Below are 18,959 nucleotides of genomic sequence, written 5' to 3'. Positions count from 1 at the left end.
CAAGAAGCGCTTCGGACGCCATCTGTTCACAGCTTCGAACGCATCAGGCGGACCAAGCTGTCCGCCCGGCAGATTATGAATTCACGGCTTAATACAACGGCGGGATCTGGCCGACCTTGACCGGGCCGAGCAGCACGGCGCCATCGGCGAACTTCAGCGGGAAGCTGCGGGCCTTCTTGCCTTCCAGCGTGCTCTCGGTGCCGATCGAATTGATGCCGGCGGCAACGCCGGCATTGGCGTTCTGCTTAATGACCTTGCCGAGGCCGGGAACGGCGCGGTCGAGCGCACCGAACAGATTGTTCAGGTCCTGCGACTTCACGCCGGGCGCGACGCGGTCGAGAGTTGCCTGCGGCACCCCCTCCTCCAGCATCTTCTCGATGCCGAGCGCGGGGATCACGCGCTCGAGACCCGTCACTGTCATCTGCAATTCGCCGTCGAGACGACCGTTGGCCGAGAGCCCGAGCGTGCCGGCTGCAACCGCGATCATCTCGCCCTGCTGGATCCGGGACTGCACGATCTCGATATGGCCGCCGGCGGCCTGGATCTCGCGGAAGCGCTGCGGCCACGGCTTTGGCGTGAGGTCGGACAGTCCGGTGATCTTCGCTCGCGTGTCGGCCTCGAACGGCTCGGCGAGCAGCGGATGAACGCCCTGGATACTGCCCTGCGCGATCTGGAGCACGGTCTCGATCACGGGATGATCGGACGGCGATCCATCCGCGAGGCGTCCATGCAGCTCGACCTGTTTCGCGCGCGCGAGCGGCACCTGCACACTGCCGTCGACACGATTGACGGTCGGCTCCTCGAACACGATCGAGGCGCGCTCCGGCACGGCGGGCAGGCCGACCACGCTGCTGCGACCCTTGCTCCAGTTCACCACGAAGGTGCTTTGCGTCACGCCGTCAGTGAGCGTCGCGGGTGCGGTGAATTCGGCGATGACGCGCTTGGGGTCGTAGACCTGGGCGACGACCAGGATGTTGTCGAGCTTCGCCGTGAACGGCGTCTTGCTGGCATTCTGCGACACCAGGGCGACGCTGGCGCCCGAACACTGGACCTCGAAGCGGAAGGGGAAGCCCGCGATCGAGCGTTTGGCGCAATCATAGACGCGGCCGGATTTGGCCTCCTGCGCGCGCCAGGCATCGGCGGCGATTTCGGCCTGCGACGCGGCATAGAACCAGAAGCAGCTCCACGCCACCGCGAGGATCAGGAGGATGACAGGGGCGATAAAAAGGCCCCAGCGGGAGCGCCGGCGTGCGGCAACGGTCATATCGGACATGCGGCGACCCTTTGACCCCTGATTTTGTCAAATGTAAGCGAGGTTGGCTTGCTCCGAAAGGCGGAGAATTCGCTTCGCTTGGGGGCGCGGTTCTGGTAGCCGTGCCCGAAATGTCGGAAATCACTCTCCCCTCCGTCACCACTGCCAAGGGCGACCTCTGGGTGTTCGGCTACGGCTCGCTGATGTGGCGGCCGGGCTTCGAATTCGAGGAGCGTGTCCCGGCGCGGCTGGTCGGCGAGCATCGCGCGCTCTGCGTCTATTCCTTCGTCCACCGTGGCACGCCGGAAAAGCCGGGTCTGGTGCTCGGCCTCGACCGCGGCGGCGCCTGTCGCGGCATCGCCTTCCGCGTCGCCGAAAAGGACCGCGCCGACGTCGTCGCCTATTTGCGCGCGCGCGAGCAGGTGACGTCGGTCTATCGCGAGGTCATGCGCTCGGTGTGGCTGGAGAACGACGCGCGGCAGCGCGTCTCCGCGCTCGCCTATGTCGTCGACCGCGGCCATGTGCAATATGCCGGCCGGCTGTCGCTCACCGACCAGCATCGCCACGTGCTCCAGGGCCACGGCCAGTCCGGCGCCAATCGCGACTACGTGACCGCGACGGTGAAGGCGATCGAGGCCGAAGGTTTTCGCGATGCGCCGCTGCATCAGCTTGCCATGATGCTGCATGGTGATGCGCATTCTCCGCACGCCCCGGCTCCAGTGGACGATCGCGAAAACCGCTAGTTCTCCAACGGCGCATAGCTCGGCGCCGAGCCGATCAGCTGCTCCTGCTCTTTGCGGCCGGCTTCGACAAGGCGGCCGGTCGCGTCTTCGATCGCCGTTTGCACACGGGAGAGATACTCGTCCTTGGGTAAGCCTGGCGGCAGCGGATCGAGAAATTCCACCACCAGCGTGCCGGGATAGCGCATGAAGGTGCGGCGCGGCCAGAACAGGCCGGAATTCAGCGCGATCGGCAGGCACTGCGCGCCGCAGGACGAATAGATCTGCGCGAAGCCGCTCTTGTAGTCCGGTGGCGCGCCCGGGGCGCGGCGCGTGCCTTCGGGAAAGATCACGAGCTGCCCGCCGCTGCGCACCGCCTCACGAGCCCGCCGCGTCATGTCCAGCAGCGCCTTGACGCCGGCATTGCGGTCGATCGCGATCATCCCGGTCTTGACCAGGAATTGACCGAACACCGGGATCTGCATGAGCTGACGCTTGAGGATGAAAATCGGACGGTCGAAGAAGCCCGGCAAGACGAACGTCTCCCAGAACGACTGGTGCTTCGCCACGACGACCAATGGTCCCGTCGGGATCTTGTCGAGGCCGCGGAATTCCACCTTGATGTTGCAGACGGCCCGCATCAGGAACAGCGTCGCTTTCGCCCACCATTGCGCGACCGTGAGCATGGCGCGCGGCGGCAATGCGAAGGTCGGCAGTGCCACGATCGCAAGGCACACCAGCACGGTATAGAACAGCACGTTGAACACGAGCGATCGCAGGAAAATCAAGAACATCGAGGATCCGATCAATTGCCGATCAGTTGGCCTGTGCGGTGGCGGGCCGCTTCGATTGAAGCCCGGGAGGCTGCTCCGACATCTCGGGCGAAAGGTCAATCCCGAAATCCTCCAGCCGCACCCTGAGCTCGGCCGCGATGTACTTGACATATTCCGATAGCAGCAGCCGCAAGGTGGACGCCGAGGTCCACCACGGCTCCTCGCGCCATTTGTCGCCGACCACCACGAACGGGATCAGTGTCGTCTCCGGCATCGCATGCGAGAATTCCACCAGCGCGCGCGGCATGTGATAATTCGAGGTGACGACGATCAGCGATTTGAAGCCGCGTCCCGCGGCCCAGTGCCGCGCTTCCGCGGCATTGCCGCGGGTCGAGACCGCCGTGCGGTCGAGATCGACGCAGCAACGCATGAAGGACTGGTTCTCCGGCAACGTCCGGGAGATGTCGCTCGCCGTCGAGGTCGGGTGCACGCCGGAGATCAGGAGCCTCCTGCCGTAACCGGCAGCGAGCAGCTCCATCGCATCCGACACCCGCGAGGAGCCGCCCGTCAGCACCACGATGCCGTCCGCCTTGCGGTCCGGCGCGATCTCGGCGCCGCGCAATTGCGACAGAAACGCGATGAAGCCCGCCGCCGCGCCGACGAAGGCGAGCGCAATCGTCGACATCACTGCCGCGCGCAGCCAGCCGCGCGGCAGTTTCGGCGATCGATCGTCGGTCGGCGCGGTCATGTGATGTCGGTGATCCCTTCCCAGAGATGATTTTAGGACGTTTTGAGGCGAAGTGGAGTCCGGTTTGTCAGCCTCAAACTATGTGGCGAAGCACTGGGGCCGCGAACCAGATTTCCCCTCTCCCCTTGTGGGAGAGGGTGGCTCGCCGCGATAGCGGCGAGACGGGTGAGGGGTATGTCTCCGCGAACTCGCCTCGACGTTCGTGCACGTGGATAGAACCCCTCATCCGGCGCTTCGCGCCACCTTCTCCCACAAGGGGAGAAGGAAGAAAACCATCTCAATCGACATCATTCAGCGTCGCGAACAGCGTCTGGCGCGAGGCGACCGCGGTGATGGCGCCGATCAGCACGGCCTGCACCGCGAGCACGATGTAGCCGGACGGCCGCAGCGAGAAGGTGCCGAGCAACGCGGCGAACTGGTCGCCGACGGGGGTGCCGGAAAACCAGCCTGCAATCGACTCCGAGAAGCCGAACACCAGCATGGCGGCGCCGCCGCCGATCACGCCGCCCTCCAGCCCCAGCCTGAGGAAATGCCGCAGGAAGCGGTTGGCGATATAGCGGTCGCCGGCGCCGACGAAATGCAGCACCTCGACGATCGGACGGTTGGCCGCCATGGCGCCCCGGGTCGCGAACGATACCGAGATGATGGTGGCGACGATGACGAGCGCGAGGATGCCGAGGCCGGCGAGCACGGTGGCGTTGGTCATCGAGCGCATGCGCTCGATCCATGCGCGGTGATCGTCGACGCTGGCGCTTGGCGCCACCTGGGTCACGCGGGCCCGCAGAGCGCCGAGATCGAGCGCCGTGCCGGGTTGCACGCGCGCGATGATCATGCGCGGCACCGGCAGATCGTCCATCGACAGCCCGGTGCCGAGCCAGGGCTCGAGCAGCTTGCCGCTCTCGTCCTTCGTGAACGGCTTGACCTCGACGATGCCGGCTTGCGCGCGCATGGCCTCGGTCACCGCCGCGGTGTCACGCTCGAGATCGCGGCCCGTCTGCGGGCGGACCTGGATGGTGATTTCGCTCGCGACATCCGACTGCCATTCCGCGGCGGAGGCGCTCACAAGCAGCACCGTGCCGGTCGTCATCGACGCCAGGAAGGTCATGATGGCGACGACGGCGACGAGCGCGCGGCCGTGGATCGAGGCGCGCGGCACGATCGGCGACATGTTGCGTGCCCGGGCCGGAAGCGGCGGCCCCTCCTGCCCGAGATCGACCAGCACGCCGCGCTCGTCAGGCCTACTCATAGACGTGCAGCCGTCCCTGGTGCAGCACGAAGCGTCGCGCCTCGTACTGGTCCATCAGGGCGATATCGTGGGTGGCGATAATGACGGCGGTACCTGACTTGTTGAGCTCGATGAATAGCCGCAGCAGGCGGCGGCCGAGCGTCGGATCGACGCTGCCGGTCGGCTCGTCGGCCAGCAGCAGCTGCGGCCGGGAGATCACGGCGCGCGCGATCGCCGCGCGCTGCTTCTCGCCGCCAGACAGGATCGGCGGCAGCGCGTCCATGCGTTCGCCGAGCCCGACCCATTTCAGGAGATCGATGACCTCCTTGCGGTAGCTCGATTCGCTGCGACCCATGACGCGGAATGGTAGCGCGACGTTCTCATAGGTCGTCATGTGGTCGAGCAGGCGGAAATCCTGGAGCACGATGCCGATGCGCTTGCGCAAGTCTGCGATCTCGTCCTTGCCGAGCTGCGAGATGTCGTGACCGAACAAATTGACAAGCCCCCGCGTCGGGCGATGCGACAGGAACAACAGGCGCAGCAATGAGGTCTTGCCGGCGCCGGACGGGCCGGTGAGAAACTGGAAGGAATGCGCCGGAATCTGGAAGTTGAGGTCGCGCAGGACCTCGGGCCCCAGGCCGTAACGCAATCCGACATTTTCGAACCGAACCAAGCTCAGCTCCGTTCGAGAGAGGCCGCGGGCCGCACGGCTGTGCTCCGCCACACGCGATCAGCGGGTTTTGCGGCCGTTATGGTTTCCGGTTCGTTAACGGTCGTCCTGTAGCATAATTGGTAGCATCTTTCCCGCTCGGTTCTCCGCGACCGTGTCGCCGTCACGACTTGGCCATGCATCAAGGCTCGTCCATGCATATCGTCTGCCCCCATTGTACGACATCCTACGCCATCAAGCCCGCGAGCCTGGGGACGAACGGACGGACCGTGCGCTGTTCCCGTTGCAAGGAAACCTGGGTTGCCCATGCCGAGGATGCCATTGAGGAGGCATCTGTCCCGGCCATGGCCGCGGCCAGCCGGGCCGACGACCAGTCCGATCTCGCCGAGCAGTGGAACTCCTATGCCCAGGACGACGGCGCCGCTGACGCGCCTGTCGTTGACAGCCCCTCGATCGCCAGCGACTGGCCGGACCAGGAAACCAGCGACACCGAGGACGAATGGTCCGCGGCCGCCCGGTCCGTCGAGGAGGAAGTCGTCGGCGAGCAGCACCAATCCTGGTTCCGTGGCCTGTTCGGCAGTCGCCGCGGCGCGCGAGTGCGCCGCCCGGTGGCCACGGCGGCCCCGCGAAAATCCCATTTCGGCCTGCCGACCGCCTGCGCCGCCATGGGCGCGCTGGTGCTGGCGCTGGTGATCTGGCGCGGTGACATGGTGCGGCTGCTGCCGCAGACGGCCGCCTTCTACCGGATGGTCGGCCTTGAAGTTAACCTGCGCGCACTGGCCTTCAAGGACGTCAAGCTCTCCAGCGAGACCGTGGACGGTAAGCAGGTGCTGGTGATCGAGGGCGTGATCGTAGGCCAAGGCAAGAAGCCGCTCGACATTCCCCGGTTGCGCTTCGCGGTGCGCGACGCGCAAGGCGCGGAAATCTACGCCTGGAACGCGGTTCTGGAACAGACCGTGCTACAGCCCGGCGAGCGCGCCTTCTTCCGCTCGCGCCTGGCCTCGCCGCCGCCGGAGGGCCGCAATATCGACGTTCGCTTCTTCAACCGGCGCGACATCGCCGGCGGCAGCGTATAATCGATTTCGCAGGTCTCGCGGGCAAAGTTGGTCGCGAGATTGATCCCAAGGTTTGTCTCATGTCCAAGATCCTGATCGCCGACGACGAGGATTCGATGCGCCAGCTGGTGGCGCGTGCCATCGCCATGGACGGGCACGAAATCGTCACCGCGCAGGACGGCGCCGAGGCGCTGGAGATCCTCACGCGCGCGGACGGCGGGTTCGACCTGCTGCTCACCGACATCCAGATGCCGGTGATGGACGGCATCGCGCTGGCGCTTTCCGTCGCACGCGACTTCCCCGATTTGACCATTCTGTTGATGACCGGCTTTGCCGACCAGCGCGAGCGCGCCTCGAACCTCAATGCGCTGGTGCATGACGTCGTGACCAAGCCGTTCTCGGTCGCCGACATTCGCACGGCGGTGGCGGATGCGCTGGCGGCGAAGAAGGGGTAGCGGCGTCGGGTTCGTAGCTTGTAGCCCGCATGAGCGCAGCGACATGCGGGACCGGCGGCCCCGGATATCGCTTCGCTCATCCGGGCTACGAGAGCTGCGTCAGCCTCAAAAATCCTTCAGCAGCCGCTCGATATAGTCGAGCTCGATCTGCGGCCGCGAGCTGTCCCCCAAGCGGCGGCGGAGCTCCTCGAGGATGCGGCGGACGCGCTGGGCGTCGATCTCGCCGGGGATCTTGACCGTGTAGTCGTCGCTCAGATCGCGGCCGTGAAGGGGGCGACCGAGCGGATCGGTCTGATTGCCGCCGCTCTGCTGGCGGCCGGGCCGGTTGCCGGGACCATCGCCCTGTCCGTCGCCATCGCCCTGCTGCATCGCCTCGGCCATCTTCTGCGCGCCCTTGCGCAAGGCCTCGAGCGCTTTCCCTTGCGCGTCCACGGCACCGTCCGAATTGCCTTCGCCGAGCTGCGAGCCGGCATCGCCCATGGCCCCGTCGGCAGCGTCCAGACTGCCGTCGTCATCGCCCTGGTCGCCGTCCTGATCGCCATCCTGGCCCGGCTGTCCCTGCTCGCCCTGCTGACCCTTTTGCCCCTTCTGGCCCTGACTCTTCTGGCCTTTTTGCCCCTTCTGCGTGAGGCCGCGCTTGGCAAGCTCGTCCTGCAGCTTCTTCAGCCGGTCGCGCAGCGACTGCTGATCCTGCTGGAGGTCCGACATCGACTGGTCGCCCTGCTGCTTGCCGCGCGAGCGCTCACGCCGGGAATCCTGGCCCTGCTTGAAAGTCTTGTCGCGCAATTGCTGCTGCTTGCGGATCATGTCGCTGAGCTCGTTGAGCGCCTGCTCCATGTCGCTGTCGCCGGATTGCCCGGGCTGCGCCATCTGGAGATTTTCCATGATCTGCGCGAGCTGCTCCAGCATGCGCTGGGCCGCTTCTTTATTGCCTTCGCGCGCCGCCTTCTCGATTTGCTTCAGCAATTCGTCGAGGTCGCGCTGCGTGATGACGGAACGATCGCGATTGGAGGATTGGCTCTTTTCCGTCGCGCGCTTGTAGTCCTCGAGCTTCTGAATTGCATCGGATTGATTGTTCAGGCTCTTGCCGGATTCCTTCTGCCTGAGGCTGTCGCCGGAATCCTGCATCGCCTTTTCAGCGCCATCGAGCAGGGCATCGACATCCTGATCCTGCTGGGCAGCCACGGGCGAGACGCCTCCCAACAGGAAGGCGAGGCAGGCGATCGAGATCGCCTTCAAGACTGGCACGCGTGCTAGCTTCCGCATTTACGGTCTCGCGTCGACTGGTTGGCACCGTCGTTGCCCGGCTTCGCCCGGTTGTTCGCCGACTTGCGATAGGCCTGAAGCTGCTCGCGCAACGCGTCCTGCTGCTTCGCCAGCTCTTCGAGCTGCTCGGGCGTGGCGTTCTGGGTCTTTTGTTTCAGCTCGACGGACTTGTCGAGGATGAGCTGAACCTCTGCCGGGAAAGGCTGCCGGGGCCCAAGCGGATTCTGCTCGGCGCGCCGGGCGAGATCGCGCACCTTGCCGGCCATCGCCTCGCGAAGCTTTTGCGTCAGCGCCTTGATCTCGTCCTCGCTGGCGCCGCGTTCCAGCGCCCGCTTGAGCGCATCCTGGGCCGAGCGCAGCGCGGCGTTGACGCTGCCGGCGACACCGTCGTCCTCGATGGTGACCGCGAACGCCCACATGCTTTTCACCACATCGCGCATCGCGTCGTCGGTGCGGGCGGCTTCCAGCTGCAGCGCCAGGCTGCGCAGGCCGAGATAGCAGCCCGCATCCGGCGTGAACAATTCGGGTGCGATCATCAGCGCGTCGAGCGCGGCGTAGACATCCGAATTCTTGTTGGCGTCGAGCGCGAGGATGCGGCGCTGCTCGACCAGCGCGCGCGCGAGCGAGTTGGTGAACAGCCGCTCGGGCAGGCGCATGTTGAAGGGCTCGCTCCTGGCCTCGTTGCCGGCCTCGTCCTTGGCGGTGAGGGTCAGCGTGACGTCGGCGCCGGCATAGGGATCCTCGCTGAGGTCCTTCACCGTCTGGCCGACGCCGTTGCGGGTGCGCGCATTCGGCAGCACGAGGGGGAATTGCGGCGGCTGGAATAGCGGCCGCGCGGCGGCCTTGGTATCGGCCTCCTTGCTGCCATCCTTGACGCCATCCTTGGCATCGACGGGACGCAGGCCGATTTGCGCATCGGCGCCGGTGACGCCGTAATCGTCCTCGACCTTGTAAGTGAGCTGGAGTCCGCCACGGGCCTGGCGCTCGGGATCCTTGGCCAGCGCGATCGTCGGCGCGCGGTCCGGCGTTGCCGCAAACGCCCATTGCGGCTGGCCGGAGGGTGCGCGGACATGCGCGGTGCCGTCGCCGCCGATGGCAAAATGCTTCTCGTTGGTACCCTTGGGCGCGGCTTCGGTGGGCGCGACTTCCTTGAGGCCGCCGGAGACGACAACATCAAGGCTGCCGCCGGAGGAGCGAACGATCAGGGTCGAGCCTGCGGGAACGGCGAGCGGGCCGCTGGCCGGCAGCGCGGCGGCCTCCTTGTTCGCGGCCGACAGGATGACCGGCGGCTTGCCGGTGTAGAGCGGTGGCGTGACCCAGGCATCGACGCGAACATTCGCCGGCGCCAGCACGCCGTTCCAGTGGAAGGCGGCCCCGAGCCGCATCGCACGCTCGTCGCCAGCGGCGAAGAAGGTCGCAACCAGCATCACCATGACCAGCGCGCGCAGCGCCCAGGGATCATGCAGAGCGAGCCGGGGCTTCGGCAGACCGGCGCGGATGCGCTTGATCGAAGCCAGCGTGCGCTCACGCTGTGCCCGCCACAATGCCTGCGCAACCGGGTCCTGCGAGCTCAGCGTGTCCGTCAGCGTGGTAGCCGGCCGATGACGGATGCCGGAGCCGCGATCGAGCCGGGCCAGCGCCTCCTCGCGGCTCGGCCAGCGAAAGCGACTCAACGGGAACAGGACGGCAATCGCGATGCCCGCGAAAACCACGAGCCCGATGGCGCGGGCAATGAAGGGCAGCGCCAGCCAGAGGCCGGCCCAGGACACCACAAGGAACAGACCGACGACGGTGAGAAGCCGCGCCAAATTCGGCCAGGCACGCTCCCACGCGATGGCATAAGTGGCCCGCTGCAGGGCTTGCGCCAGCTTCAGCCGCGACAGAGCGTCGCCATCGCGGATCGGGTCTGACGGGTCGGGGGTGACGCCGTTCAATCAACTCTCCAGGTTGCCCGGTAGAGAAGCGTACCACAACGGCAGCACTGAGGCATCCGTTCCTGTACGGGAGACACCCCTTTTCCCGCATAACACGAGGACGTGACTGGCCCGCCGCAACCCCGTAATTTCCGCGCCGCCAGCCAAGAAAACCGCAAGCGAAGCAAAGGAAACGCCATGGACAAGAAGATGCACGACAAGGGCCTGGAAGTTCGCAAAGCGGTGCTGGGCGAGGCCTATGTCAACAACGCCCTGAAGACCGTCGACGATTTCAACCGTCCGTTCCAGGAGATGCTCAACGAATATTGCTGGGGCACAGTGTGGGGCCGCGAGGAGCTGCCGCGCAAGACGCGCAGCATGCTCAACATCGCGATGATCGCGATTCTCAATCGGCAGCACGAATTCCGCGCGCATCTGAAGGGCGCACTCACCAACGGCGTCAGCCGCGACGAGATCCGCGAGATCCTGATGCAGGTCGCAATCTATGGCGGCATGCCGGCCGCGGTCGACAGTTTTCGGATCGCACGCGAGGTGTTCGCGGAGATCGACGGCAAGGCGTGAGCTAGACTAACGCTCTCTCCCACGTCGTCCCGGCGAAGGCCGGGACCCATAACCACAGGCAGCCCTTTGGCGATGACTATACGTTACCTGACCTTGATCGGTACGTGCGCTATCCGCCAAACAGAGATCGCCGGGACGACGCCGAATGCAGGGGCGCACCGCTCGCCAACAACGAAGAACACAAGGAAACACCATGGACATCGGATTCATCGGCCTCGGAAACATGGGTTTCCCGATGGCGCGGCGGCTGATCGAGGCCGGCAACCGGCTCGTCGTGTTCGACATGCGCCAGGAGGTCGTCGACAAGTTGGTGGCGCGCGGCGCCACTGCGGCGACGTCGCCGAAAGAGGTCGCCGACCAGGTCGAGACGGTCATGGCGAGCCTGCCTTCGCTGCAGGCTTCGCTCGCGGTTGCGACGGGGCCGAACGGCGTGATCGAGGGAAGCCGCATAAAGCGCTTCATCGATCTCTCCACGGTCGGCTCAGCGATGGCGGTGAGGATTCACGGCCTGCTCGCCAAGCATGACATCGTGCAGATCGACTGCCCCGTCTCCGGCGGCGTCGGCGGCGCGGAGAAGGGCACGCTGGCGGTGATGGTCTCGGGGCCGAAGACCGAGTTCGAGCTGCTCAAGCCCGCGCTCGACATCATCGGGAAAGTGTTCTTCATCGGCGAGAAGCCCGGCGCGGCGCAGACCATGAAGCTCGCCAACAACTTCTTGTCGGCCACCGCGATCGTGGCGACCTCGGAAGCGGTGGTGATGGGCGTCAAAGCCGGGCTCGATCCCGCCGTGATGATCGACGTCATCAATGCCGGCTCCGGCATGAACACCGCGAGCCGCGACAAGTTTCCGCGCTCGGTGCTGCCGCGCAGCTTCGACTTCGGCTTCGCCACGGGACTGATGGTGAAGGACGTGCGGCTGGCGCTGGAGGAGATGAAGCAGCTCGGCCTGTCGATGGAAGTCGCGGATGCGGTCGGCCGGTTGTGGGAGACGGTCATCAGCGCGGAAGGCGCCGAGTCCGATTTCACCGCGGCGATCAAGCCGATCGAGAAGAAGGCGGGCGTCGTGGTTGGCGGCAGGCCACCCAGCTAGCGCCAACACGAGAACGCAGCGCCGACAACCGGCGCTGCGCTGTCCTCCTTGGATCGATCTGACGAAGACGCAGTTCAAGCCTTGGCGAGATAGGGGATCGTGCCGGCCAAGTCGGTATCGTCGATCAACTGGAAGCGGCTCTCGCTGCCGCCCCTGCGCGCTGCCGCGAAGCGGCCGTAGGCGGGATCAGCGACGAAGGACTCTGCTGCATTCGCCGTTGGAAACGACATGATCGCGATCAGCGAGGTGTCGAGAGGGGCACCTTCAAGGGTTTTCACATTGCCGCTGCGGGAAAGATACTTGCCGCCATGCTTGTGCACCAGCTCGTGGACGGACGCGGCGTAGTCCGGCACCCACTTTCCGTCAGTCACTTTGATGTCCGCGATCAGATACGCTGTCATGTCGTGTCTCCTGGCTCGAGTTCAGCTCCGCGTTGATACAGGCGGGCATCACTTGGGTGCCAGAACACGGCGCGGGCTCGCCAGTACGGGAACTGTAGCGGGGCGATACAAATACTGAATTGCGCCGCCCTGGATCAGCTCGCCAGCTTGCGTTCCTTGGCGAACGGGCTGAGGCCCAGCCAGCTTTGCATGGCTGCGGCAAGCTGCCGGTCGCCGGTGAGCAGCATCCGCCGGCTTGCGACGGCCGCGCGCACGGTATCGAGTCCCATCCAGATCGCCGTCATGGTGCGCAGATCAACCGACGCGTAAAGGTCGACGTCGAAACCGGGATCAATCGAGCAGAGGTCGACACTGTCGTCGGGATCGACGATCAGCCACCACAATCGCTGCGTCGAAGGCAATTCCGGATAGGCGAACTGCAGCACACTGCGGCGAGTCGGCATCGGCGTGGTGTTCAAATTCCGCCGCATGTCCCACATCAACAGCTGGACATCGAGATGCTGAAGCGACAGATCCGACTCGATGCGGCGCTGGCCCCAGATGCCGAACGCCTCCACGATTGGGCCGAGTTCGCGTCCGGCTGTGGTCAGCAGATATTCGGTGATACCGCGCTCGGAAGCCGACGCCCGGCGCGTAACGATGCCGGCGGCTTCGAGCTCCTTTAGACGTTGCGAGAGCAAGGCAGGCGACATCCGCGGAACGCCGCGGCGCAGCTCGTTGAAGCGCGTCGAGCCGGCAATGAGTTCACGTAGCAGCACGACGGTCCAGCGCGTGCATAATATCTCGGCCGCCATCGCGACCGGACAGAACTGCCTGTAGCTGCCGATGGTCATGCGGGCCTCCGTGACAAGCGAAGGCGCAACCTTAGGGCCGCGGCGCGCGGCTTCCTAGTTCAGTTTCTGTATCAGCAGCGATTCATTCTCTGAACTGGCCGCGGACCGTGGTGAGCGTCTATTCGACCGGCATTGGCAAGCCGGCCGCCGCAATCGCGGCCCGCCGGACACAGGAGATTACCATGAAGAAATACGATTCAACGGCTTCCAGATTGCTCGTTTCGGTTGGCAGCGCCGCGATTTGCACCCTCGGCCTGGGGGTCGGCGTCATGCCGGCGTCCGCAGCCAATCTGACGAGGAGCATCGAGGTCAGCAGTGCTGCGGCCGAGGTGTGGTCCGTCATCGGGCCGTTCTGCGCGATCAAGGATTGGCTGCCGCCGGTGGGGCAGTGCATTGTGGACGGCAAGTCGCCGCCAACCCGGACGCTCGTCACCAGGGACGGCAAGGCTTCGTTCGTGGAGACGCAGATTGCGCGGAACGACAAAGACTACAGCTATTCCTACGCGTTCCTGTCGAGCCCACTGCCGGTGAGCCAGTACAAGTCGACCATCAAGGTCACGGCAAAGGGTGAAGGCGCGTCGGTGGTGACATGGACCGGCATCTACACGCCCGACCCGGGGCGGGAGAAGGAAGCGGTCGATGCCCTCGGCGGCGTCTATGATTCCGGCCTCGCCGCGATCAAGGACCGGTTCAAGAAGTAGGGGTCAATGCAGCGATGGGCGCAGCGGTAGCTGCGCTCATCGTGGACAATCACAGCCTCACAGCCACGGCGCCGGCGTATCCATCGCGATCAGTTGCTCGACCTCGATGCGCGGACGCACGACGGCGTACTGGTCGCCCTTCACCAGCACCTCGGGCACCAGCGGTCTCGTATTGTAGGTGCCGGCCTGCACTGCGCCATAGGCGCCGGCGGTCATGATGGCGATGAGGTCGCCGGGCTTCGGCGTCGGCAGGGTGCGATCGAGTGCGAGGTAGTCGCCGGTCTCGCAGACCGGGCCGACGACGTCGGCCATGATGGTCGCGGCTCCCTTCGCCGGCTGCGTCACCGGCAGAATGTCGTGATGAGCCTCGTACAGCGTCGGGCGGATCAGATCGTTCATGGCGGCGTCGATGATGACGAAATTCTTGCCGTCACCGTGCTTCACATAGATCACCTTGGCGACCAGGATGCCGGCATTGCCGACGATCATGCGGCCCGGCTCGAACATCAGCGTGCAGCCGAGATTGTGGCTGACGCGCTTGACCATCGCGGCATAGGCGTCGGGCGCCGGCGGCGCTTCGCGGTCCATGTAATAGGGAATGCCGAGGCCACCACCGAAATCCACATGCGAGATGTTGTGGCCGTCGGCACGCAGCGTCTGCACGAATTCGGAGAGGATGCGGAACGCGATCTCCATCTTGGAGAGGTCGGTGATCTGGCTGCCGATATGCACGTCGGTGCCTGTGACCTCGATGCCCGGCAGCTTCGCAGCGCGGGCATAGACCTCGCGGGCATGCGCGATCGGGATGCCGAACTTGTTCTCGGACTTGCCGGTCGAGATCTTTGCGTGCGTCCCGGCATCGACGTCGGGATTGACGCGGATCGAGATCCGCGCGGTCTTGCCCGTCTCGGTCGCAACGCGCGACAGCAGCTCGAGCTCCGGCTCGGATTCGACGTTGAGGCAGAGGATGTCGGCGGCCAGCGCGGCGCGCAGCTCGTCTTCCGTCTTGCCGACGCCAGAGAACAATATTTTGTTTGCGGGAATGCCGGCCGCCAGCGCGCGCTTCAATTCGCCGCCGGAGACCACGTCCGCGCCGGCCCCGAGCCTGGCCAACGTGCGCAGCACCGACTGGTTGGAATTCGCCTTCATGGCGTAGCAGACCAGCACCTTCTCGCCGGCGAAGGCGTCGGTGAAAACGCGATAGTGCCGCTCGAGCGTCGCGGTCGAATAGCAATAGAACGGCGTACCGACGGTTGCAGCCAGCTCGGACAGATTCACCGCCTCGGCGTGCAGCACGCCGTTGCGATAGTCAAAATGGTTCATGGCGTTGGCTCAGTTGCCCCAGCCTATCGGCTGGGTCTTTCGTCCAGGAGCGGGTCGAGGATGAACGGTCTCTTTTTGCCCTTGGTCGCCGCCGGTGCGGCGTCCGCGCCATAGGTGGGATTGAACACGCTCGGCGTCCTCTGGGCTTCGGCCTCGGTGTCGGTCGGCGGTGCGACGTTGGCTGTGGACGCGCTCGAAGCGGTCGGCGGCAGATCCAGCGGGCCCTTGCGGCCACAGCCGGCAAGCGCGAGCGCCGTCAGGCTCAAGACAATGATGGCCCACCCCGAGCTGGCCGGGCGAAACTTTGACGTCACGACGAAATCCCCACTACGCGCGGCGCACCATACAGAGCTTGGCGCGCTCTGGCGAGACCCGGATGACCATGAAACATAAGCGAAATTTTGCCCCTCAGCCCAATTTTCGCTCTTTTTCCAGCCGCTTCAGCCAGCCCTTGGCCTGCGATGCCACGTTCTTCGGCGCGGTGCCGCCGAAGCTGGTCCGGCTCTTCACCGACGATTCGACCGAGAGCACGCCGAGCACGTCTTTCGTGATCTTCGCTTCGATTGCCTGCATCTCCTTGAGCGGGAGTTCGTGCAGCGCCACGCCGCCCTCGGCGGCTTTCGCGACGATGCGGCCGGTGACGTGATGGGCCTGGCGGAACGGCATCTTTAACGTCCGCACCAGCCAGTCGGCAAGATCGGTCGCGGTGGCGTAGCCCTCGCCTGCAGCAAGCTTCATCTTCGCTTCATCAGGCACGAGATCCCGGACCATGCCGGTCATGGCGCGGATCGCGAGCGACAGCGCGGCGAAGCCTTCCATCGCGCCCTGCTTGTCCTCCTGCATGTCCTTTTGATAGGCGAGCGGCAGGCCCTTCATCACGATCAGCAACCCATTGAGCGCGCCGATCACGCGGCCGGTCTTGGCGCGAACCAGCTCGGCGGCGTCAGGATTGCGCTTCTGCGGCATGATCGAGGATCCCGTGGTGAACTTGTCGCTGAGGCGGATCATGCCGACCAGCGGGGAGGTCCAGATCACGATCTCCTCGGCGAAGCGCGACATGTGCACGGCGCAGATCGAGGCCGTCGACAGCGTCTCCAGCACGAAGTCGCGATCGGAGACCGCATCGAGCGAGTTGGCCATCGGACGATCGAAACCGAGCGCCTTCGCCGTGGCGTGACGATCGATCGGGAACGAGGTACCGGCGAGCGCTGCAGCTCCGAGCGGGGATTCGTTCAGCCGCTTGCGCGCGTCCTGGAAACGGCCGCGATCGCGCGCGGCCATCTCGACATAGGCAAGCAGATGGTGGCCGAAGGTCACCGGCTGCGCGGTCTGCAGGTGCGTGAAGCCGGGCATGACCGTCCCGGCATGCTCCAGCGCGCGCTCGACCAGCGCCTGCTGGAACGCGGCGAGCGAGGCGTCGGTCTCATCGAGGACATCGCGGACGTAGAGACGGAAATCGGTCGCGACCTGGTCGTTGCGCGAGCGCGCCGTGTGCAGGCGGCCGGCGGCGGGGCCGATCAGCTCGGACAGGCGGCTCTCGACATTCATGTGAATGTCCTCGAGCGCGCGCTTGAATTCGAAGGTGCCCTTGCCGATCTCTGACAAAATCGTGTCTAGACCCTTGCCGATATTTTTCGCATCAGAGGCCGTGATGATGCCCTGTGCGGCCAGCATCGCGGCGTGGGCCTTGGACGCGGCAATGTCCTGGGCAAAGAGGTGCCGATCGACGTCGATGGAGACGTTGATCTCTTCCATGATCTCGTCGGGACGTTCCGAGAACCGGCCGCCCCACATCTTGTTGCTCATGATCCCCTGCTCACGCCTTGCCTGTCGCCGCCACACGTTTGCTGACGGCTGCCAGCCGTATTAAGAGGCCTCTGATAGCCATATCTGCGACCGGATGACAAACGATATGCTCGACCCCAACGATAGGCTCGAACAAAGGACAGCGCGGTCGGCCACGCGCCGCATCCCCGTCGTCATCGCCACTGTGGTGGTCGGGGGCCTGGCTGGCTTTGCCGCGCTGTACGGGCTGGGCCTGGGCCGGGCCCCATCCGGCGATCCCGCCTGCCGGGCGGCGGTGAACACGGCGCAGAAGATCGGCCCGCTCGCCCATGGCGAGGTGGCGGCGCTGACCATGGCGACCGCACCGCTAAAGCTGCCGGACCTGGCCTTCGAGGACGCCGACGGCAGGCCGAAGAAGCTGTCGGATTTCCGCGGCAAGACGCTGCTGGTGAACCTCTGGGCCACCTGGTGCGTGCCCTGCCGCAAGGAAATGCCGGCGCTGGACGAGCTCCAGGGCAAGCTTTCGGGCCCGAATTTCGAGGTGGTGGCGATCAATATCGACACCCGCGACCCCGAGAAGCCCAAGACGTTCCTGAAAGAAGCCAATCTTATCAGGCTCGGCTATTTCAACGATCAGAAAGCCAAGGTTTTTCAAGACCTTAAGGCGATAGGCCGAGCCTTGGGCATGCCCACCTCGGTGCTGGTCGATCCCCAAGGCTGCGAGATCGCGACGATCGCGGGGCCGGCGGAATGGGCGAGCGAAGATGCGCTCAAGCTGATCCGGGCTGCGACGGGCAAAGCCGCCGCGTCGTTCTAAGCGGTGATGTTAGGCGGTGACGTTGAGGTTGCCGCCGACGCCGGCGCCGACATTGGCGAGCGAGGGCTGTCCGGCGCCGAGCAACGTCAGGACGGTGGATTTCTCCGCATCCGCGTTCTGCTTCATCAGCGTCGCCGAGATATTCGACTGCAGCGCGCCTTGCTGAGAGGCCAGCATGCTGCTGACCATCGCCATCATGTCCATTACGCAAACCCTCGTACCGCGCGTAACCTAGACGCGAGCGGTTAACGGGACATGAATTGCCACGAAACGCCTAGGTGGGCTTTGTCCGTGTTCCGGACGCGGCGCGCCATGCAATGACGCGACGCAGAGCCGGGGCGCGAGACCGCCTTATCTCGTCGGAACCGGCTTGGCGCCGCGGTAGTCGTAGAAACCGCGCTGGGTCTTGCGACCGAGCCAGCCCGCCTCGACGTATTTGACCAGCAGCGGGCACGGGCGGTACTTGGAATCGGCGAGACCTTCATGCAGCACCTGCATGATCGACAGGCAGGTATCGAGGCCGATGAAATCGGCGAGCTCCAGCGGGCCCATCGGATGGTGCGCGCCGAGCTTCATCGCCGCGTCGATCGCCTCGACGTTGCCCACGCCTTCGTACAGCGTGTAAATCGCCTCGTTGATCATCGGCAGCAGGATGCGGTTGACGATGAAGGCCGGAAAATCCTCGGAGACCGCGACCTGTTTGCCGAGCTTGCCGACGAATTCCTTTGACGCCTCGAAGGTCTGGTCGTCGGTGGCGATGCCGCGGATCAGCTCCACCAGCTCCATCAGCGGCACCGGATTCATGAAGTGAATGCCGATGAAGCGTTCGGGCCGGTCGGTGGCGGCGGCGAGCCGCGTGATCGAGATCGAGGAGGTATCGGAGGCAACGATCGCCTCCGGCTTCAACACGGCGCAGAGATCGTGGAAGATCTTGCGCTTGACCTCTTCCTTCTCGACCGCGGTCTCGATCACGAGATCGCAGTCCGCGAGATCGTCCAGCTTTTCGCCGGCCACGATACGCGCCATCGCCTTGGCTTTGTCGTCCTCGCTGACGGCCTTCTTGGAGACCTGGCGCGCCAAATTGCCGTTGATCGTGGCCATGCCTGACTTGAGGCGGTCGGTCGAAATGTCGTTGAGCACCACGTCGAAGCCGGCCAACGCAGCGACATGCGCGATGCCATTGCCCATCTGCCCCGCGCCGATCACGCCGACCTTCTTGATTACTGCCGCCATAATGTCATCCACCGGAACGGCGCGCTATCAACCGCGCCTGCCTATCCCCCTGAGCCGGGAGGTCTGATTTAATCAGAACCCGGCCTCGAAACCTAGATTGGATCGCTTCGAACGCGTG

The 18,959-nt window shown here is 65.1% G+C and carries 21 protein-coding genes; 7 read left to right on the top strand and 14 right to left on the bottom strand.

The window, feature by feature from the left end:
- Positions 1-88: 88 nt before the first annotated feature.
- A complete protein-coding gene (locus tag ACVIN2_RS24685) occupies positions 89-1,273 on the bottom strand; it encodes a DUF2125 domain-containing protein (RefSeq protein ID WP_456767551.1) in 1,185 nt (394 codons plus the stop codon).
- A gap of 110 nt (positions 1,274-1,383) precedes the next feature.
- Here ACVIN2_RS24685 and ACVIN2_RS24680 point away from each other — a divergent pair, with 110 nt between their 5' ends.
- The gene (locus ACVIN2_RS24680) at positions 1,384-1,995 is read left to right on the top strand and encodes a gamma-glutamylcyclotransferase (RefSeq protein WP_456767550.1); all 612 of its coding nucleotides are present in this window, start codon (positions 1,384-1,386) and stop codon (positions 1,993-1,995) included.
- Here ACVIN2_RS24680 and ACVIN2_RS24675 read toward each other — a convergent pair.
- From ACVIN2_RS24675 to ftsE, 4 genes are all read right to left on the bottom strand, one after another.
- Positions 1,992-2,765: a lysophospholipid acyltransferase family protein gene (locus tag ACVIN2_RS24675; RefSeq protein ID WP_456767549.1), complete on the bottom strand. Its 774-nt coding sequence runs from the start codon at positions 2,763-2,765 to the stop codon at positions 1,992-1,994. The two genes, ACVIN2_RS24680 and ACVIN2_RS24675, sit on opposite strands and share 4 nt — an antisense overlap.
- Positions 2,766-2,787: 22 nt before the next feature.
- Positions 2,788-3,492 carry a YdcF family protein gene (locus ACVIN2_RS24670; RefSeq protein WP_456767548.1) on the bottom strand — a complete coding sequence of 235 codons (705 nt, stop codon included), beginning with the start codon at positions 3,490-3,492 and terminating at the stop codon, positions 2,788-2,790.
- Positions 3,493-3,769: 277 nt separating this feature from the next.
- Positions 3,770-4,738, bottom strand: coding sequence for a cell division protein FtsX (locus ACVIN2_RS24665; RefSeq protein ID WP_027514144.1), 969 nt, complete (start codon positions 4,736-4,738; stop codon positions 3,770-3,772).
- Complete coding sequence (ftsE, locus tag ACVIN2_RS24660) at positions 4,731-5,390, bottom strand: cell division ATP-binding protein FtsE (protein ID WP_008135325.1); 660 nt, start codon at positions 5,388-5,390, stop codon at positions 4,731-4,733. Before ftsE ends, ACVIN2_RS24665 begins: the two co-directional genes overlap by 8 nt.
- A 191-nt stretch (positions 5,391-5,581) precedes the next feature.
- On the opposite strand from ftsE, the gene ACVIN2_RS24655 reads away from it, so the two are divergent.
- Both ACVIN2_RS24655 and ACVIN2_RS24650 read left to right on the top strand, forming a co-directional pair.
- A complete protein-coding gene (locus tag ACVIN2_RS24655; RefSeq protein WP_456767547.1) occupies positions 5,582-6,463 on the top strand; it encodes an MJ0042-type zinc finger domain-containing protein in 882 nt (293 codons plus the stop codon).
- A 59-nt stretch (positions 6,464-6,522) separates the two neighbouring features.
- On the top strand, positions 6,523-6,897 hold the full coding sequence (locus tag ACVIN2_RS24650; RefSeq protein WP_063994095.1) for a response regulator: 375 nt from the start codon (positions 6,523-6,525) through the stop codon (positions 6,895-6,897).
- A 105-nt stretch (positions 6,898-7,002) separates the two neighbouring features.
- Here the strand turns inward: ACVIN2_RS24650 and ACVIN2_RS24645 are convergent, their stop codons facing one another.
- Both ACVIN2_RS24645 and ACVIN2_RS24640 read right to left on the bottom strand, forming a co-directional pair.
- A complete protein-coding gene (locus ACVIN2_RS24645) occupies positions 7,003-8,163 on the bottom strand; it encodes a DUF4175 family protein (protein ID WP_007597314.1) in 1,161 nt (386 codons plus the stop codon).
- Entirely contained in the window at positions 8,151-10,097 is a 1,947-nt protein-coding gene (locus ACVIN2_RS24640; RefSeq protein WP_456767546.1) for a TIGR02302 family protein, read from the bottom strand. Before ACVIN2_RS24640 ends, ACVIN2_RS24645 begins: the two co-directional genes overlap by 13 nt.
- A 177-nt stretch (positions 10,098-10,274) precedes the next feature.
- Between ACVIN2_RS24640 and ACVIN2_RS24635 the strand changes: the two genes are divergently transcribed.
- Complete coding sequence (locus tag ACVIN2_RS24635) at positions 10,275-10,658, top strand: carboxymuconolactone decarboxylase family protein (RefSeq protein ID WP_007597318.1); 384 nt, start codon at positions 10,275-10,277, stop codon at positions 10,656-10,658.
- Between the two features lie 193 nt (positions 10,659-10,851).
- A complete protein-coding gene (locus ACVIN2_RS24630; RefSeq protein ID WP_456767545.1) occupies positions 10,852-11,748 on the top strand; it encodes an NAD(P)-dependent oxidoreductase in 897 nt (298 codons plus the stop codon).
- Between the two features lie 74 nt (positions 11,749-11,822).
- Here the strand turns inward: ACVIN2_RS24630 and ACVIN2_RS24625 are convergent, their stop codons facing one another.
- Both ACVIN2_RS24625 and ACVIN2_RS24620 read right to left on the bottom strand, forming a co-directional pair.
- Positions 11,823-12,149 carry a DUF1330 domain-containing protein gene (locus ACVIN2_RS24625; protein WP_456767544.1) on the bottom strand — a complete coding sequence of 109 codons (327 nt, stop codon included), beginning with the start codon at positions 12,147-12,149 and terminating at the stop codon, positions 11,823-11,825.
- Positions 12,150-12,283: 134 nt separating this feature from the next.
- Entirely contained in the window at positions 12,284-12,982 is a 699-nt protein-coding gene (locus tag ACVIN2_RS24620) for a winged helix-turn-helix transcriptional regulator (RefSeq protein WP_456767543.1), read from the bottom strand.
- A gap of 182 nt (positions 12,983-13,164) precedes the next feature.
- Between ACVIN2_RS24620 and ACVIN2_RS24615 the strand changes: the two genes are divergently transcribed.
- The gene (locus ACVIN2_RS24615) at positions 13,165-13,683 is read left to right on the top strand and encodes an SRPBCC family protein (RefSeq protein ID WP_456767542.1); all 519 of its coding nucleotides are present in this window, start codon (positions 13,165-13,167) and stop codon (positions 13,681-13,683) included.
- Positions 13,684-13,740: 57 nt separating this feature from the next.
- On the opposite strand, the gene lysA is transcribed toward ACVIN2_RS24615, so the two are convergent.
- The 3 genes from lysA to argH form a co-directional block, all read right to left on the bottom strand.
- Positions 13,741-15,006 carry a diaminopimelate decarboxylase gene (lysA, locus tag ACVIN2_RS24610; RefSeq protein ID WP_456767541.1) on the bottom strand — a complete coding sequence of 422 codons (1,266 nt, stop codon included), beginning with the start codon at positions 15,004-15,006 and terminating at the stop codon, positions 13,741-13,743.
- A 23-nt stretch (positions 15,007-15,029) separates the two neighbouring features.
- Positions 15,030-15,320, bottom strand: coding sequence for an LPS translocon maturation chaperone LptM (gene lptM / locus ACVIN2_RS24605; RefSeq protein ID WP_456767540.1), 291 nt, complete (start codon positions 15,318-15,320; stop codon positions 15,030-15,032).
- Positions 15,321-15,414: 94 nt separating this feature from the next.
- Positions 15,415-16,812 carry an argininosuccinate lyase gene (gene argH, locus ACVIN2_RS24600; protein ID WP_456767539.1) on the bottom strand — a complete coding sequence of 466 codons (1,398 nt, stop codon included), beginning with the start codon at positions 16,810-16,812 and terminating at the stop codon, positions 15,415-15,417.
- 106 nt (positions 16,813-16,918) lie between these two features.
- Between argH and tlpA the strand changes: the two genes are divergently transcribed.
- Positions 16,919-17,608: a thiol:disulfide interchange protein TlpA gene (gene tlpA, locus ACVIN2_RS24595; protein ID WP_456767538.1), complete on the top strand. Its 690-nt coding sequence runs from the start codon at positions 16,919-16,921 to the stop codon at positions 17,606-17,608.
- Positions 17,609-17,617: 9 nt separating this feature from the next.
- On the opposite strand, the gene ACVIN2_RS24590 is transcribed toward tlpA, so the two are convergent.
- Together ACVIN2_RS24590 and ACVIN2_RS24585 are read right to left on the bottom strand one after the other, a co-directional pair.
- A complete protein-coding gene (locus ACVIN2_RS24590; protein ID WP_354104436.1) occupies positions 17,618-17,812 on the bottom strand; it encodes a hypothetical protein in 195 nt (64 codons plus the stop codon).
- Between the two features lie 147 nt (positions 17,813-17,959).
- Entirely contained in the window at positions 17,960-18,841 is an 882-nt protein-coding gene (locus ACVIN2_RS24585; RefSeq protein ID WP_456767537.1) for a 3-hydroxybutyryl-CoA dehydrogenase, read from the bottom strand.
- Between the last annotated feature and the right edge of the window lie 118 nt (positions 18,842-18,959).

It is taken from the genome of Bradyrhizobium sp. USDA 3650 (assembly GCF_054057395.1).
Note: the sequence above shows the minus strand (reverse complement) of the source record. Positions and strands in the feature narration are given on the sequence as shown.

Bases quoted from the DNA above. Each gene is read 5' to 3' on its own strand.
- ACVIN2_RS24625 (WP_456767544.1), bottom strand. From the start codon at position 12,149: ATGACAGCGTATCTGATCGCGGACATCAAAGTGACTGACGGAAAGTGG.
- argH (WP_456767539.1), bottom strand. From the start codon at position 16,812: ATGAGCAACAAGATGTGGGGCGGCCGGTTCTCGGAACGTCCCGACGAG.
- ACVIN2_RS24590 (WP_354104436.1), bottom strand. From the start codon at position 17,812: ATGGACATGATGGCGATGGTCAGCAGCATGCTGGCCTCTCAGCAAGGC.
- lysA (WP_456767541.1), bottom strand. From the start codon at position 15,006: ATGAACCATTTTGACTATCGCAACGGCGTGCTGCACGCCGAGGCGGTG.
- ACVIN2_RS24685 (WP_456767551.1), bottom strand. From the start codon at position 1,273: ATGTCCGATATGACCGTTGCCGCACGCCGGCGCTCCCGCTGGGGCCTT.
- ACVIN2_RS24650 (WP_063994095.1), top strand. From the start codon at position 6,523: ATGTCCAAGATCCTGATCGCCGACGACGAGGATTCGATGCGCCAGCTG.
- ACVIN2_RS24675 (WP_456767549.1), bottom strand. From the start codon at position 2,765: ATGTTCTTGATTTTCCTGCGATCGCTCGTGTTCAACGTGCTGTTCTAT.
- ACVIN2_RS24635 (WP_007597318.1), top strand. From the start codon at position 10,275: ATGGACAAGAAGATGCACGACAAGGGCCTGGAAGTTCGCAAAGCGGTG.
- ACVIN2_RS24585 (WP_456767537.1), bottom strand. From the start codon at position 18,841: ATGGCGGCAGTAATCAAGAAGGTCGGCGTGATCGGCGCGGGGCAGATG.
- ACVIN2_RS24665 (WP_027514144.1), bottom strand. From the start codon at position 4,738: ATGAGTAGGCCTGACGAGCGCGGCGTGCTGGTCGATCTCGGGCAGGAG.
- ACVIN2_RS24615 (WP_456767542.1), top strand. From the start codon at position 13,165: ATGAAGAAATACGATTCAACGGCTTCCAGATTGCTCGTTTCGGTTGGC.
- ACVIN2_RS24620 (WP_456767543.1), bottom strand. From the start codon at position 12,982: ATGACCATCGGCAGCTACAGGCAGTTCTGTCCGGTCGCGATGGCGGCC.
- ACVIN2_RS24680 (WP_456767550.1), top strand. From the start codon at position 1,384: ATGTCGGAAATCACTCTCCCCTCCGTCACCACTGCCAAGGGCGACCTC.
- tlpA (WP_456767538.1), top strand. From the start codon at position 16,919: ATGCTCGACCCCAACGATAGGCTCGAACAAAGGACAGCGCGGTCGGCC.
- ACVIN2_RS24645 (WP_007597314.1), bottom strand. From the start codon at position 8,163: ATGCGGAAGCTAGCACGCGTGCCAGTCTTGAAGGCGATCTCGATCGCC.
- ACVIN2_RS24655 (WP_456767547.1), top strand. From the start codon at position 5,582: ATGCATATCGTCTGCCCCCATTGTACGACATCCTACGCCATCAAGCCC.
- ACVIN2_RS24670 (WP_456767548.1), bottom strand. From the start codon at position 3,492: ATGACCGCGCCGACCGACGATCGATCGCCGAAACTGCCGCGCGGCTGG.
- ACVIN2_RS24630 (WP_456767545.1), top strand. From the start codon at position 10,852: ATGGACATCGGATTCATCGGCCTCGGAAACATGGGTTTCCCGATGGCG.